11 protein-coding genes are annotated in these 14089 nt (G+C 67.4%); 5 read left to right on the top strand and 6 right to left on the bottom strand.

What is annotated here, in order from left to right:
* The 3 genes from A5681_RS18040 to A5681_RS18030 all read right to left on the bottom strand — a co-directional run.
* On the bottom strand, positions 1–728 hold a 728-nt coding region (locus tag A5681_RS18040), incomplete at its 3' end, for a DUF222 domain-containing protein (RefSeq protein WP_156738038.1).
* Positions 729–860: 132 nt separating this feature from the next.
* Positions 861–2852, bottom strand: coding sequence for an APC family permease (locus tag A5681_RS18035; RefSeq protein WP_082968419.1), 1992 nt, complete (start codon positions 2850–2852; stop codon positions 861–863).
* Positions 2853–2880: 28 nt separating this feature from the next.
* Entirely contained in the window at positions 2881–4827 is a 1947-nt protein-coding gene (locus A5681_RS18030) for an APC family permease (protein ID WP_082968418.1), read from the bottom strand.
* A 709-nt stretch (positions 4828–5536) separates the two neighbouring features.
* On the opposite strand from A5681_RS18030, the gene A5681_RS18025 reads away from it, so the two are divergent.
* The gene (locus A5681_RS18025; RefSeq protein WP_082968417.1) at positions 5537–7342 is read left to right on the top strand and encodes an NAD-binding protein; all 1806 of its coding nucleotides are present in this window, start codon (positions 5537–5539) and stop codon (positions 7340–7342) included.
* A gap of 170 nt (positions 7343–7512) precedes the next feature.
* Positions 7513–8811 carry a PPE family protein, SVP subgroup gene (locus A5681_RS18020; RefSeq protein ID WP_067277871.1) on the top strand — a complete coding sequence of 433 codons (1299 nt, stop codon included), beginning with the start codon at positions 7513–7515 and terminating at the stop codon, positions 8809–8811.
* Here A5681_RS18020 and A5681_RS18015 read toward each other — a convergent pair.
* Complete coding sequence (locus tag A5681_RS18015) at positions 8808–10238, bottom strand: FAD-binding oxidoreductase (RefSeq protein WP_067277875.1); 1431 nt, start codon at positions 10236–10238, stop codon at positions 8808–8810. The two genes, A5681_RS18020 and A5681_RS18015, sit on opposite strands and share 4 nt — an antisense overlap.
* A 294-nt stretch (positions 10239–10532) precedes the next feature.
* Between A5681_RS18015 and A5681_RS18010 the strand changes: the two genes are divergently transcribed.
* Positions 10533–11024 (top strand): DUF732 domain-containing protein, encoded by a 492-nt coding sequence (locus A5681_RS18010; RefSeq protein WP_067277868.1) that lies wholly within the window; start codon positions 10533–10535, stop codon positions 11022–11024.
* On the opposite strand, the gene A5681_RS18005 is transcribed toward A5681_RS18010, so the two are convergent.
* Both A5681_RS18005 and A5681_RS18000 read right to left on the bottom strand, forming a co-directional pair.
* Positions 11021–11302: a DUF3017 domain-containing protein gene (locus A5681_RS18005; RefSeq protein ID WP_067277865.1), complete on the bottom strand. Its 282-nt coding sequence runs from the start codon at positions 11300–11302 to the stop codon at positions 11021–11023. The two genes, A5681_RS18010 and A5681_RS18005, sit on opposite strands and share 4 nt — an antisense overlap.
* Positions 11299–12144, bottom strand: coding sequence for a bifunctional methylenetetrahydrofolate dehydrogenase/methenyltetrahydrofolate cyclohydrolase (locus tag A5681_RS18000; RefSeq protein WP_067277862.1), 846 nt, complete (start codon positions 12142–12144; stop codon positions 11299–11301). The genes A5681_RS18005 and A5681_RS18000 overlap by 4 nt, the downstream gene beginning before the upstream one ends.
* A gap of 195 nt (positions 12145–12339) precedes the next feature.
* On the opposite strand from A5681_RS18000, the gene A5681_RS17995 reads away from it, so the two are divergent.
* Positions 12340–13548 (top strand): NADH:flavin oxidoreductase, encoded by a 1209-nt coding sequence (locus tag A5681_RS17995; RefSeq protein WP_067277859.1) that lies wholly within the window; start codon positions 12340–12342, stop codon positions 13546–13548.
* A gap of 70 nt (positions 13549–13618) precedes the next feature.
* Positions 13619–14089: FHA domain-containing protein (locus A5681_RS17990; RefSeq protein WP_197498638.1), on the top strand; the 471-nt coding region annotated here is incomplete at its 3' end.

The following is a 14089-nucleotide window of genomic DNA, read 5'->3' as shown; positions in this document are numbered from 1 at the left end:
CAGGGGGTGTCGTCGAGTGGGTTGCACATGCCCGGGGCGGCGAGTTTGGCCAGCACCGCCTCGAGGGTGGCGCGGGCTTCGGGGGTCAGCAAGGCGCGCAGCTCGGACATGCCATCCGCGGCTTGTTTACCCAATATGAGGCCGCGCCGTCGCGCCCGGTCCTCGTCGCGGTAGCTGCCGTCGGGGTTCAGGCAATCGGCCACGTGCTCGGCCAGTGCGGCCAATTGGTCGGGCCGGTAGTGCGTTCCGTGTGCGGCCAGGTCAGCCTCGACCGCGGCGCGGGTCACCGCATCGACCCAGCCGGGCAGCCGGTGAAAGAACCGGCGGATCACCGCCACCTGCCCGGCACCGAGCTTTCCCTCTCGCTGGGCGGCCGCGGTGGCCGGCAGCATCGGCTCGAGCGGTTCCCCGGTCAACCCGTGCCGCGGGCCCAGATCCACCGCCTCCTTGACCCGCCGCGACGCCTCGGCGCGGCTGATCAATGTCGCCTCGGCGACCGCATGCGCCAGCGTGCCACCCAACTCCTCGGGGGTGGCTTGATGCGCCAAGTTGTTAACCACGGGATGTTCCAGCGCCGGCAACTGGCGGCGCACCTGCTCGCAGCGCTCCAACATCGCCAGCTGCTGCTGCACCGTCATCGCCTCCACCGGCAGCGCGCGGGCGCGGGCCAACACGCAATCCAGGTCATCGAACACCGCCTCGGCGTCGGGATGACCATGTGGACTCATACCGCCAAACTAGCCACCCCCACCGACAACAAAGCCCCCCAAAACCGCCACAGATGCACACTCAAAAAATCGGCGCGAAAAAGATTCGGCCCGCACTCGCGGCGCCCGCAACGGGGGCCAGCCGCCCCGGGGTCAGTCGCCCACCAGACTCGAGACGGGTGTCACCACTTCCGCACCGTCGACCTCAAAGCCGTTGGGCGCAAGCCGCCCGATCCGTGACTCGATGTCGTACGGGACGATGATGGCGGTCGCTCCTCGGATGCGGCTGACGGTGCGGGCCATCTTGTCCGCGGTGCGGTCGTGCAGCAGCCTGCCCAGCAGGGGCGAGTACGTGCGCCGCGGCAACAGCACCGTCACCCTGGTGTCCGGATGATCCTTGAGCACCCGCAGCACCAATTCGTGTGCGGCCCGGCTCAAATGACGATCGGGGCAGTTGATCAACCACAGTGGGGTGTCGTGCTCGAAGCGATCCCACCGCTCGCGAAGCCGCACCGCGTGATCGACGTCGATGACGAAGTGCACGGCGGTCAGTTCGTCGGCGTGCAGCCCATAACCGAGCCGCACCGCCTCGATCTCGGCCAGATCGATCGTGTCCACGAAGACCAGCACCTGCAGCCGCGGATGCCGGGCCAGGTCGAGGTCCTCGGCGCGCGTCATCTCCAGCACGGAGGCTTCGTCACGGTATTTCCGGTTGAGCCGCATCAAGGCGAGCACCAGCAGCGGGAAGATGACGACGATGAGCCAGGCGCCCTCGGTGAACTTGGCCACCACGAAGATTCCGACCACGATCGTCGACATGATCCCGGCCGCCAGGTTGACGGTCAGCTTCACGCGCCATCGCGGCTCTCGCCGCGTCAGATGGTGCTTTGCCATGCCGTAGCCGGCCATCGCGAATGCGGTGAAGACGCCGATCGCGAAGAACGGCACCAGCGCACTCACCTTGGCATCGGTGATGAGAAGCAGCACTATGGCCAGTGCGGTCAGCACGAAGATGCCGTTGGAGAACACCAGACGATGTCCGCGTTTCGTCAGGGGGCGGGGCAGGAAGCGGTCCTCGGCAACGAAACTCGCCAACGCGGGAAATCCGTTGAAGCTGGTGTTGCAACCCGTGAACAGGATCGCCGCGGTCGACGCCTGCACGAGGAAGTACAGGACGTTGCCGATCACGCCGTGGCCGAAGACCGCCCGGGCTATCTCGGAAAGCATCGACGGGTACTCGTCGAGATAGGCCACGGCGTGCGTGACGTGGGTCAGCCAGCCCACGCCCGCGAGCAAGAACCCGAGGATGCAGGCCATCCACGTCAGCACCCGACGCGCGTTGCGGCCCTGCGGCTTTTGGAAGACGTCGACGGTGTTGGACACCGCCTCGACCCCGGTCAATGAGGTGCCGCCGTTGGCGAATGCGCGCAACACGATCAGGATCGTCGCACCCATCACCAAGCCGCCGCCTTGATGCACCGGCACCGCGCCGGCGATATGCTGCGGATCGTATCGCGGTAAGCCCCAGAAGACTTCACGCACAAACCCGGTCAGGATCGTCACCGTGATCATCCCGACGAAGGCGTAGGTCGTCATCGCGAACGTGCGGCCCGACCGCCGCAGCCCGCGCAGGTTGGCCAGGCAGATCAGGACCACCGCCGCCAACGTGATCTCCAAATGATAGGGCCGCAGCTGGGGAATCGCCGATACCACCGCCACCGTGGCCGCCGCGGGCTGCACCGCCACGGTCACCACGTAGTCGATCAGCAGCGCGGCCGCAGCGACCTGCGCGACCCGTGGCCCGAAGTTCTCCCGCGCGACCGTGTACGAACCACCGGCCCGCGTGTAGGCCATCACGACCTCCCGGTACGACGCGCACACCAGCGCAAGAATCACCAGGATGACGCCGGTGATCGGAAGCACCAACGCGTACGCCGCCATGCCGGCCGCCGGGAGCAGCTCGATCATGATCTGCTCGGTGCCGTAGGCGGTTGAGGAGATCGCGTCCGGCGAAAGCGCGCCGAGCGCAATGTGATTCGGCAGCCTCTCGCCATCCAACTGATCGGTGGTCAGCGGCTGTCCGAGGAAGAACCGCTTGCACTTGTCGGTGAAGGAGAGCGGTATTTCGCCCCTCGGTTGCGTCACAGCATCCCTTTCTCGAGACCGGATTGCCTCATCCCGCGCGGGTGACCTCGGCGATGCGGGACTCGATGTCATAAGGCACGATCTGTGCGGCGGCACCCGGGATCCGGCTGACCGCCCGGGCGATCTTGTCCGCCGTGCGATCGTGCAGCAGGCGCCCGACGAGCGGCGAGTAGGTCCGCCGCGGCAGCAGCACGGTCGCCTTGGTCTCCGGATGGTCGTTGAGCATCCGCAGCACGAGCTCATGTGCGGCTCGGCCCAGGTGGCGGTCGGGGCAGTCGACCAGCCGGAGCGGGGTGTCGTGTTCGAAGACTTCCCAACGCTTTTGCAGCCGGGCGGCGTGCTCGCTGTCGATCACGAAATGCACGACGGTGAGCTCGTCGGCATGCAGGCCGTTCGCGTATCGCATGGCCTCGACCTCCGCGAGGTCGACGGAGTCCACCAGGACTAGCACCCGGTGCCGGGTGTATCGGGAGAGTACCGGCCTTTCCGTGCGAGACATCTCCAGCACCGACGCCTCGACGCGGTATTGCCGGTTGAGCCGCATCAACGCCAGCACCAGCAGTGGGAACACGACGACGATGAGCCACGCACCCTCGGTGAACTTGGCGACTGCGAAGATGCCGACCACCACGGTCGAGAGGATCCCCGCTGACATGTTGATCAGCACCTTGCGACGCCAGCCCGGGCCGCGCTCGGACAGATAGTGCTTGGTCATGCCGTAGCCGGCCATCGAGAATCCGGTGAATACACCGATGGCGTAGAACGGCACCAACGCATCAACCGATCCCCCGGTGATGACCAGCAGCGCGACCGACAGCGCAGTCAGGGCCAGAATGCCGTTCGAGAAGACCAGGCGGTGACCGCGCTTCATCAGGGGCCGCGGCAAGAACCGGTCTCCGGCAACGAAACTGGCCAGCGCGGGAAAGCCGTTGAAGCTGGTGTTGCCGCCGGTGTAGAGGATGGCCGCGGTCGACGCCTGCACCAGGATGTACAAGACGTTGCCGATCACGCCGTGGCCGAAGACCGCCCGCGCGATCTCCGACAGCATCGACGGGTATCCGTCGGAGTACGGCACGGCGTGGGTTACGTGAGTCAGCCAGGCCACCCCTGCCAGCAGGAAGCCCAGGATGCACGCCATGATGGTCATCACCCGGCGGGCGTTGATCCCCTCCGGCTTGCGGAAGGTGGTGACCGTGTTCGAGATGGCTTCCACCCCGGTCAGGGACGAGCCGCCATTGGCGAACGCCCGCAACACGATCAGCAGTGTCGCGCCCATGATCAGTCCGTTGCCGTGGTGGACCGCCACCGCCCCGGCGATGTGCTGCGGATCGTATACCGGCAGGTTGCCGCACAATTCGCGGATGACCCCGACAACGATGGTGAGCGAGACCATGGCCACGAAGGCATAGGTGGGCACCGCGAATCGCGCCCCCGCTTCACGCAGCCCGCGCAGGTTGGCAAAGCACATCAACAGCACCATGCCGACGGTGATCTCCAGGCTGTAGGGGCCCAGAACCGGTATCGCCGAGGCCACGGCGACCGTCCCGGCCGCGCATTGGACCGCGACGGTGACCACGTAGTCGATCAGCAGGGCGGCCGCAGCGACCTGGGCCACCCTGGGACCGAAGTTCTCCCGCGCAACGACGTAGGACCCCCCGGACCGCGTGTAGACCATCACCACCTGGCGATACGACGCCGCGACCAACACCAGGATCAACAGGATGACGCCGGTGATCGGAAGCAACAACGCGAAGGCGGCCATCCCGGCCGCCGGCAACAGCTCGATCATGATCTGTTCCGAGCCGTACGCGGTGGATGAGATGGCGTCGGGTGACAACACACCGAGGGCGACGGGGTTCGACAGCTTCTCGTGCTCGAGCTGAGAGGTGATCAACGGCTTCCCCAGCAAGCCTCTCTTGCACACGTCCGAGAATGATGACCACGCCCGGTGCTCGTCGGCGCCCCGCTCAGCCAAAGGTGTTGCCACAGGCCATATTCCTTCCCCCCCGGTATGTGATTAGTGCGCTGCGAACCGGGAATCCCGCCGAAAGGGTATCTGCCGCAATTCTTTTTGTCGCCTCGCCTTAAGCGGCCGGTACGCATAGACACAGGAAATTTTCAGAGTAGTTGCCAGGACACTCCCAGCGCGGTGACCTGGATGTAACACAGAATTGCCATTCGGTAATAAAGAGGACCATTCAGGGCCGCGCAGGACGGATGATGGGGGCATTGCGAAACCCGTTGTGATGTAGGGCACTTTGTCCATTCCCTGCGGAACCTGGTGACAGGCCCGAATCGCCAGCATCACCACAGGAACGTCAAAGGTGTTGTACAGCAACTCTTGTACGTCGCCCAAGCGCCACCACTAATATAGCAATTCACACAACAGAGGGTTGTATAAATTGAGTTTCGTTGTGCTCCAGCCGAATCAGACGGCGCATTGGAACGGCTCGAGGCTCCGCTTTTCTCCGATGGACAGGTTCAGACTCACCGCCCTGTAAAACTGTCTGTTAGCATCGAATTAGATCTCCATTTCCTTGGAGTAGCGCGTGACACCCTCCAGGGCCAACTAAGTGCTTGCGCCACATGGGTTTCGCGTCTCTGCACCGCCGGACTCGTGGAGTAACCAATCCAGATCAACGCTCAGCGAAGGGGTGGGATGTTTCGCGGAGGGGGTGAGCCTCATGAGCCAGTGCATCATCGTCAGCGGTGACGACGCGCTCGCGTCGACAATCGTCGATGAGCTGAAGAGGGCGGGCGCGAGCGTCGCCCGACTCCTGGATTCGGAACTGGCCGGCGCCCGCGTCAAGACCGAGCTCGCCAGGGCGGGGGTCACCGTTGCGTCGGCTGTCGTCTGCGCGGGAGACGACGACGCGACGAATCTGGAGATCGCGCTGCTGGCGCGCAAGGCCAATCCGGACATTCGCGTGGTGGCCCGGATCGCCAACGATGTCCTGCGCGAAGCCGTCGCCGCGGACGAAGGACCCAACGCGATCCTTGGCGTTGCCGACCTCGCGGGCGCCGCGGTCGTCGAAGCGTGCCTGGCTCGCACCACACACCCCTTCGAGGTTGCCGGGATAGAGTTCGTGGTTTTCGGCGCCGAGGCGCCGTTCGACGCGTCGCTGCGGGAAATCTACGGCGACCTCGCCCCCGTTGCGATGGTGCACAACGAGGATGCCGACCACCCCGGTGAGGTCGTGGTGTGCCCGGGGCGCGATCTTCGGGTGAGCGCCGGCGACTGGACGGCGATGATCGGCACCACCGAGGAGGTCGCCGCCTGCGGCATCAAGATTCCGCGCCAGCCGCGGACGCGGTCCCGCCAATCGCGACTGCGCCGGGTCCTCTACGCCGTGCGGGCCCTGCCCAACGAAGTCAACCCGGCGTTCTACCCATTGATCGTCGCGCTCGTCCTCTTGATCATCAGCTCGACCACGCTGCTGCACTTCTCCTACACCCATCCGGGCATGTCCTGGACCGACGCGTTCTACTTCACCAACGAGACGATCACCACGACCGGGTATGGCGACTTCAGCTTCGCCAAACAGCCGACCTGGCTGCGCCTGTATGCCGCCGTGCTGATGTTGGCCGGCGTGACCACAACCGCCCTGCTGGTCGCCTTCATCGCCGACGTGTTGTTGTCGCGGAGGTTCCTCACGCTGTCCGCCCGCCCGCGGGCGCGCCACCTGCGCAACCACGTCATCGTCGTCGGGCTGAGCGCGCTGGGGGTTCGGGTCGTGACCGACCTGACCGAGGCCGGCTACGACGTCGCGGTGATCGAACGCGACCCGAACAACCCGTTCCTGTCGACGACGGCCGACCTCGACGTGCCGGTCATCTTCGGTGACGCGACGTTACGCCAGACGATGGAAGCCGCCCGCGTCGACACCGCCCGGGCCGTCGCGGTGCTGACCCGCGACGACATGGTCAACATCGAGACCGGAATCGTGGTCCGCGAAATGTTGGGCTCCGAACCGGCTCCCACCGGCAACCGCTGGAGCAAGGTCCCGCTGGTCTTGAGGGTGTACGACCATGACCTAGGCTCCGCGGTCGCCCAGCGGTTCGGATTCGAAAACGTGCGCTCCACAGTCGAACTGGCCGCGCCATGGTTCATCGGCGCGGCAATGGGCCTGCAAGTGCTGGGCACCTTCTCGGTCGGGAACCGGTCGTTTCTGATCGGCGGAATGTACGTGCAGGCCGGAAGCGAACTCGACGGGATGCAGATGTTCGAGGTGTCAACGCAAACCCGGGTGATCGCCGTCACCCGGGAGGACGCCCCGGTTCGACTCCACCCCCGCCGCGACTCCCGGCTCAGCGCCGGTGACACGGTCTACCTCGTCGGTCCGTACCGAGAACTCATCGCCACCCTGCGCAAGGGGCAGCCCTCACGGGCGTGCGTCGGGGAAGTGGCCGCCGAGCCGCCGGCGTCGAATGAAGACAACGTTCGACGCCTCCAACCGGTACGAGAGGGGCGCGGGGTAGCCACTAATTGACCGCCGCAAGACATCTCAGGGCTCGCTGACCGAGGCGGCGCATCGTCCTCGGCGCGAGGCCAGCAGCGGGCATTGCCCGCAAGCCACCGAGGGGGAGCCTTTTGTCGTTCACAGCTTGGGAGATCGCCTTGGACGGGCGACACCCGCACTCAAACAAATAGGCAACAGCAATGGATTTCGCGACTCTACCGCCAGAAGTCAATTCAGGCCTGATGTATTCGGGCCCCGGCTCGGGACCGCTACTCGCGGCCGCCCAGGCCTGGGAATCTATTGCGGCCGAACTGCATTCGACAGCCAGCTCGTATGAGTCGGTAATTTCCGGTCTTACGGCCGGGCCGTGGCTGGGACCCTCGTCGGCGATGATGGCCGCCGCCGCCAGCTCCTACGTTGCGTGGCTGAGTGGCACCGCCGCGCAGGCGGAGCAGACCGCGACGCAAGCCATTGCGGCCGCCGCGGCCTATGAGACCGCGTTCGCGGCAACAGTGCCGCCGCCGGAGATCGCGGCCAACCGCAGCCAGCTCGCGATGCTGATCGCCACGAATCTGTTGGGGCAGAACACCCCCGCGATCGCCGCCACCGAGGCCGAGTACGGCGAGATGTGGGCGCAAGACGCGGTGGCGATGTACGGCTACGCGGGCTCCGCCGCGGCGGCCACACAATTGACGCCGTTCACCCCGCCCCAGCAGAACACCAACCCGGGCGGATCGGCCACGCAGGCCAGCGCATTGAGCCAAGCCGCCGAGCTGCCCGCCGGGTCGGCGTCCTCGGCGACGGGGGCGGCGGGCGGCGCGGCCTCCGCGCTGGGCGTGAACTCGCCACTGGACTTGATCAACGTCGGCGCCGACGCGATCGCGTACGGAGTCGACGCCCCATTGGCCCCGCTGGGAGCGGTGTCCATGCCCATCGACCTCGTCGGCGCGGAAACCGGTCTGCATACGGACGACATCGTCAGCGACTGGGATGCGAACGGCGCACCCCTATCGATAGTCAGGACGGTCACGCCGCCCGATCCGTCGACCACGCCGGCCATGGTGTCACGGACGGTGTCCGCCGGGATCGGCGAGTCCGACTCGATCGGTCGGCTTTCGGTCCCGCCCACCTGGGCGGCGGGCACGCCGGCGGTGCGCCCGATCGCGTTGGCCCTGCCCGCCGCGCCCGCCGGTGCGGCCGTCCCAGCGGCGGCGCCGAGCTTGGAGAGCACGTTCGGCGAGTTGGCCCTGGCCGGCACGGCCGGGCGGGCCATCCGGGACGCCGCCGGCAGCCGTGCCCGGGTCCCGCTGGGCGCGGAACCGGTTGGCCGCCAACCCAATAGCGGCGAAGCGGTCGAGGACGGGCCCGCGGAGAGCGAGCCGCGCACCGTGGTGACGGGCATCGCCGCCGAGATACGCGAGTTCGCCAGGCTGCGCGACGAGGGGTTGATCTCCGACGAGGAGTACACCGAGCAGAGGAATCGTCTGCTCGGCCGCTAGAAGTTCAGCCCGGAGAACATGATCCGGTTCGGGTCGTACTTCTGCCGCACGGTCGTCAGCCGGGACAGGTTCGAGCCGAAGTACCGCGCCGGGGCGGCGTTGGCCTCCAGGTAGTTGACGTATCCCCCGACCGAGATTTGCTGCACCGCTTGGTGCGCGGAGCTCAGCCAGGTGTTCGCGGCCGCGACCTGGCTGCCCGTGGGTTCGACGTACCACTGCAGGACGGCCGACTGATTGCGCCACGGGAACGCGGTGTCGCCCGCGGCCACGTCCGCGACGGCGCCACCGAGCGGGTCGACGAGGACCGACGCCTGTCCGGCACCGGCGGGCCACTGCCCGATCGCGGTGGCAATGGCGTGTGCCGCAACGGAATCCACCGGGCCGATGACATCCGAACCCGCCACGAACGAACGCGCCGGGGGGTTGGAACTGCCGCCGGCGAGGAACATCACCAGATCGGTGCGGTTCATCGTCTTGTTCGAAACGGCGGTGGGCGCCACCCCCACCGCGGACTTGATCGCGTCGGCCACGCTGGACCCCGCACCCGCGGGGCAGGTCGCCAGCACATGACAATTGGGGGCGGAGCCGATCATGAGATCCACTATGCCCCAAGTGTTTCGGTCCGCGCCGTTGAGCCAGGACTGCCAGCCGACGAGCACCTGCGTCGCCGACGCGGGCGGGAAGTCGAGCCGCACGACGTCGCTGTCCGAGGTGGCGAAGGTGGAGAACGTCATCGACGTCGTCACGCCGAAATTGCCGCCGCCGCCCCCTCGGAGCGCCCAGAACAGATCCGGATTGTCGTTGGCCGAAGCCGTCACCACGTCACCGCTGGGCAACACCACCGTGGCGGACTGCAGCGCGTCACAGGTCAGGCCCGCGTGCCGGGTGTCGGGCCCGATGCCGCCACCGAGCGCGAGCCCCGCGACACCGACGGTCGGGCAGGTGCCGCTGGGTATCGCGCGCCCCGCCCCGGTCAACGCCTGGTGGATGGCGTACAGGGTGGTCGCCGGGGTGACGGTCAGGTTGTTGCCGTCGAAGTTCGCGCCACCGGGAAGCCCACGCAGATCGAGCACCATCGTGCCGTTCGCGGCGGAGGCGCCGACGTAGGAATGGCCGCCGCCGCGCGGAGCAATCTTGAGGTTGTTGGCCGTCGCGAACGCGATCGCCTTTTGCACATCCGCCTGCGACGAAACCGTCACCACCGCGGCGGGCGTGGAGCTGTCATAGAACGAGTTGAAAACCTTTTTGCTGGTGGCGAATTGGGCGCTGTTGGCGGGCAGGACGACGCTGCCGCCGATGGAGGACGCCAGGCCGCCCCAGCCGGTCGGGGGGTCGGCGGCCGCGCGGGCGGTGCTCAAAACCGCGCCAGTGGCCAACATTCCGACGGCGCTGCGAAGAAACGCCTGGCGCGAGATGCCGCGCTGCAGGGAGGGGTCCAGGGGACGGCTGCGATTAGTCGTCATGTGCGGAGATTCTTAAACATTTCACACGCAAAAGCGCGGCACCGGCGCCCGTGTCAGATCACAGTGTGGAATCGATCCGCCGGGCGGCTTGACGACGCGCCCGGCCCAATAATCGACGCCGCGCCCCCCGCCGGACCACAAAACGCTTAATTGTGCGAACCTTTACCCCACCGTGTCGCAAACGTGACAGTGATAGCTCAGAGTTCACAACGTGATTCGAGTGCATCCGGCGCACTCCACGACCGAGGGGGAGGCCGCATGAAGGCACTGGCACGAACGAACCGCTGGATCTGGCTGTTTCGGAATCAGCCCCTGCCCGTTCGTCTGCTGGCCGCGGCCGCCGCCCTGCTGACCGCGGCATCGGCGTTCGCCGCGCCGGTGCGGGCGGACAACCCCGACGACAACTTCATCGACGCGCTCAACCACGCCGGCATCGATTTCGGCGAACCCGGCAACGCGATGTCCGTGGGCCAGTCGATCTGCCCGATGCTCTCCCAGCCGGGCGGCAACTTCGCCGCGGCCGCGTCCAGCGTTTCCGGCCGGGGCATGTCACCCGCCATGGCGCGGATGTTCACCACGATCGCGATTCAGACCTACTGCCCGGAACAGATGGCGAACCTGGCCAGCGGCAACCTGTCCGGTGCCGTCCCGCAGCTGCCCGGCATGCCCGGCATGGCGGGGCAACTGCCCGGCATGGCCGGTCAAGTGCCCGGACTGCCGCGCCAGATCCCGGCGGTCCCGGGTATCTAACCGGTGCCCAGCGGGTCGATGGTCCACGCGATGTAGACCATCGCCGCCGCGACGGTCGCGGTGGTGACGAAGTCAATTCCCTTGCTGCGCACCGCCAAAAGGCCGCACCGATCGTCGGACAGCACCAGCCGCAGCGCGGCCGCCAGACCGACGCCGATACCGATCAGCAGCGAACCGCGACGCCAGAAGCTGGCCCCCACCAGCGCGAGCGCCGTGGCGAAAGTCAAGCCGACCAGCAGGATTGGCCACTGGGCCCTGACGACGGACCGCGCGCTCATGCCCGTTCGGCGAGCTCGACGACGTTGCTCAGCAGGAACGCCCGGGTCAGCGGGCCCACACCGCCGGGGTTCGGCGACACGTGTCCGGCGACCTCCCACACGTCGGGGTGCACGTCGCCGACCAACCCGTTCTCGGTGCGGCTGACGCCCACGTCGACGACCGCGGCGCCCGGACGCACCATGTCGGCGGTCAGCATGTGCGGCACCCCGACGGCGGCCACCACGATGTCCGCCTGTCTGGTGTACGCGGGCAGATCGCGAGTCCCGGTGTGGCACAACGTCACCGTGGCGTTCTCCGATCGGCGGGTCAGCAGCAGCCCCAACGGGCGGCCGACCGTCACACCGCGGCCGATGATCACCACGTGCGCCCCGGCGATCTCGACGTCGTAGCGCCGCAGCAGGTGCACGATGCCGCGGGCGGTACACGGCAGCGGCGCCGGCACGCTGAGCACCAGCCGGCCCAGGTTCGTCGGGTGCAGTCCGTCCGCGTCCTTGTTCGGGTCGACGCGCTCCAGCGCCGCGTTCTCATCGAGATGTTTCGGCAGCGGCAACTGCACGATGTAGCCGGTGCACTCGGGGTTGGCGTTCAGCTCGTCGATGGTTTCTTCCAGCGTCGCGGTGCTGATGTCGGCGGGCAGGTCCCGGCGGATCGACGTGATGCCCACCTTGGCGCAGTCCGCGTGCTTGCCCCGGACGTAAGCCTGCGACCCGGGATCGTCACCGACCAGGATGGTGCCCAGCCCGGGGGTGCGGCCCGACGCGGTCAGCGCGGCGACCCGTTGTTTGAGGTCGACGAAGATCTCGTCGCGGGTGGCCTTGCCGTCCAGTGTGATTGCGCCCACGCCTGACAGTCTGGCAGACATCGATGGTGGCGACCCGCCACGCCCGGCTACGCCGCGCTCGCGATCGCCACGGTGCCCGATGATGGCGACCCGCCACGCCCGGCTACGCCGCGCTCGCGATCGCCACGGCGCCCAACGATGGCGACCCGCCACGCCCGGCTACGCCGCGCTCGCGGTCGCCATTAAGCTCCCGATATGTCTACCCCTCCGGACGTGTTCAGCCCCGCCAAGCTCGGTCCGATCACGCTGCGCAACCGCACCATCAAATCGGCGACCTTCGAGGCCCGCACGCCCGACACCCTGGTGACCGATGACCTGATCGAATACCACCGCCTGCCCGCCGCGGGCGGCGTCGGCATGACGACCGTCGCCTATTGCGCCATCTCCCCCGGCGGCCGCACCGAGGGCAACGGGATCTGGATGCGCCCGGAGGCGGTGCCGGGATTCCGCCGGCTCACCGACACGATCCACGCCGAGGGCGCGGCGGTGTGCGCGCAGATCGGCCACGCCGGTCCGGTCGCCAACGCCAAATCCAACAAGGCCAGGGCGCTGGCCCCGGTGCGATTCTTCAATCCGATCGGGATGCGGTTCGCCAAGAAGGCCACCCGTGACGACATCAACGACGTCATCGAGGGCCACGCCAACGCGGCGCGGCTCGCCATCGAGGCCGGCTTCGATGCGGTCGAAATCCACCTGGGCCACAACTACTTGGCCAGCGCGTTCCTGTCCCCGCTGATCAACCGCCGCGCCGACGAGTTCGGCGGATCGCTGGAAAACCGGGCGAAGGTGGCCCGCGGCATCGTCATGGCGGTGCGCCGCGCGGTGGAAAAGGAGGGCACGCCGATCGCGGTGACCGCCAAGCTGAACATGACCGACGGCGTCCGCGGCGGCATATCCACCGAGGAGTCGCTGACCACCGCCAAGTGGCTGCAGGACGACGGGGGCCTCGACGCGATCGAACTCACCGCGGGCAGCTCGCTGGTGAACCCGATGTACCTCTTCCACGGCGACGCGCCGCTCAAGGAGTTCGCCGGCGCGTTCAAACCGCCGCTGAGTTGGGGCATGCGCATGACGGGCAAGAAGTTCCTGCGCGAGTACCCCTACCGCGAGGCCTATTTGTTGCGGCACGCCAAGCTGTTCCGCGCCGAGCTGACCATGCCGCTGATCCTGCTCGGCGGCATCACCAACCGGGAAACGATGGACCTCGCGATGGCGGAAGGGTTCCAATTCGTCGCGATGGGCCGGGCGCTGCTGGCCGAACCCGACCTGATCAACCGGATCGCGGCCGACGGCGCCGCGCACAGCGTGCATTCCGCGTGCACGCATTGCAACAAGTGCATGGCCACCATCTACACCCGCACCCAGTGCGTGGTCACGGGTTCCCCCGATCTGCTAGCGCACTGACGAGAGCGGCCCGGCAAACGCACATTTGGGCCTCAGGGTGGCCTTGGTTTCACGCGATACAGTTGGTTCGATGAGTGCACCAGCCCCACCCGTCTTGACGGTGCGTTACGACGGGTCAGAACGCACCTTTGCCGCCGGTCACGACGTTGTGGTCGGGCGCGATCTGCGCGCCGACATGCGCATCACCCACCCATTGATCTCCCGCGCGCACCTGCTGCTGCGCTTCGACCAGGGCCGCTGGCTGGCGATCGACAACGGTTCGCTCAACGGCACTTTCGTCAACGGCCGGCGGGTGCCGGTGGTCGACATCCACGACGGCCAGAGCGTCAACATCGGCAACCCCGACGGCCCGCAGCTGGTGTTCGAGGTCGGGCGTCACCAGGGCATGGCCGGACGCCCTCCGCAAACCGAATCGATGGGCATCCCGGTGGCGGCGCACCCGTCCGGGCCGGCGTGGTCGGCCGCGCCAGGAGGCCCGCCCGTCGCCGCCCAAGCGGCTCGGGACCGCATGCAGGCCGCGGCCCCTGCGGGCGGGGCCACC

The sequence above is a fragment of the Mycobacterium scrofulaceum genome, from assembly GCF_001667885.1.
Classification (GTDB): domain Bacteria; phylum Actinomycetota; class Actinomycetes; order Mycobacteriales; family Mycobacteriaceae; genus Mycobacterium; species Mycobacterium scrofulaceum_C.
The sequence above is the reverse complement of the archived record's forward strand: the minus strand, read 5'-3'. Positions and strand labels throughout refer to the sequence as shown.

Bases quoted from the DNA above. Each gene is read 5' to 3' on its own strand.
- A5681_RS18020 (WP_067277871.1), top strand. From the start codon at position 7,513: ATGGATTTCGCGACTCTACCGCCAGAAGTCAATTCAGGCCTGATGTAT.
- A5681_RS18010 (WP_067277868.1), top strand. From the start codon at position 10,533: ATGAAGGCACTGGCACGAACGAACCGCTGGATCTGGCTGTTTCGGAAT.
- A5681_RS18025 (WP_082968417.1), top strand. From the start codon at position 5,537: ATGAGCCAGTGCATCATCGTCAGCGGTGACGACGCGCTCGCGTCGACA.
- A5681_RS18005 (WP_067277865.1), bottom strand. From the start codon at position 11,302: ATGAGCGCGCGGTCCGTCGTCAGGGCCCAGTGGCCAATCCTGCTGGTC.
- A5681_RS17995 (WP_067277859.1), top strand. From the start codon at position 12,340: ATGTCTACCCCTCCGGACGTGTTCAGCCCCGCCAAGCTCGGTCCGATC.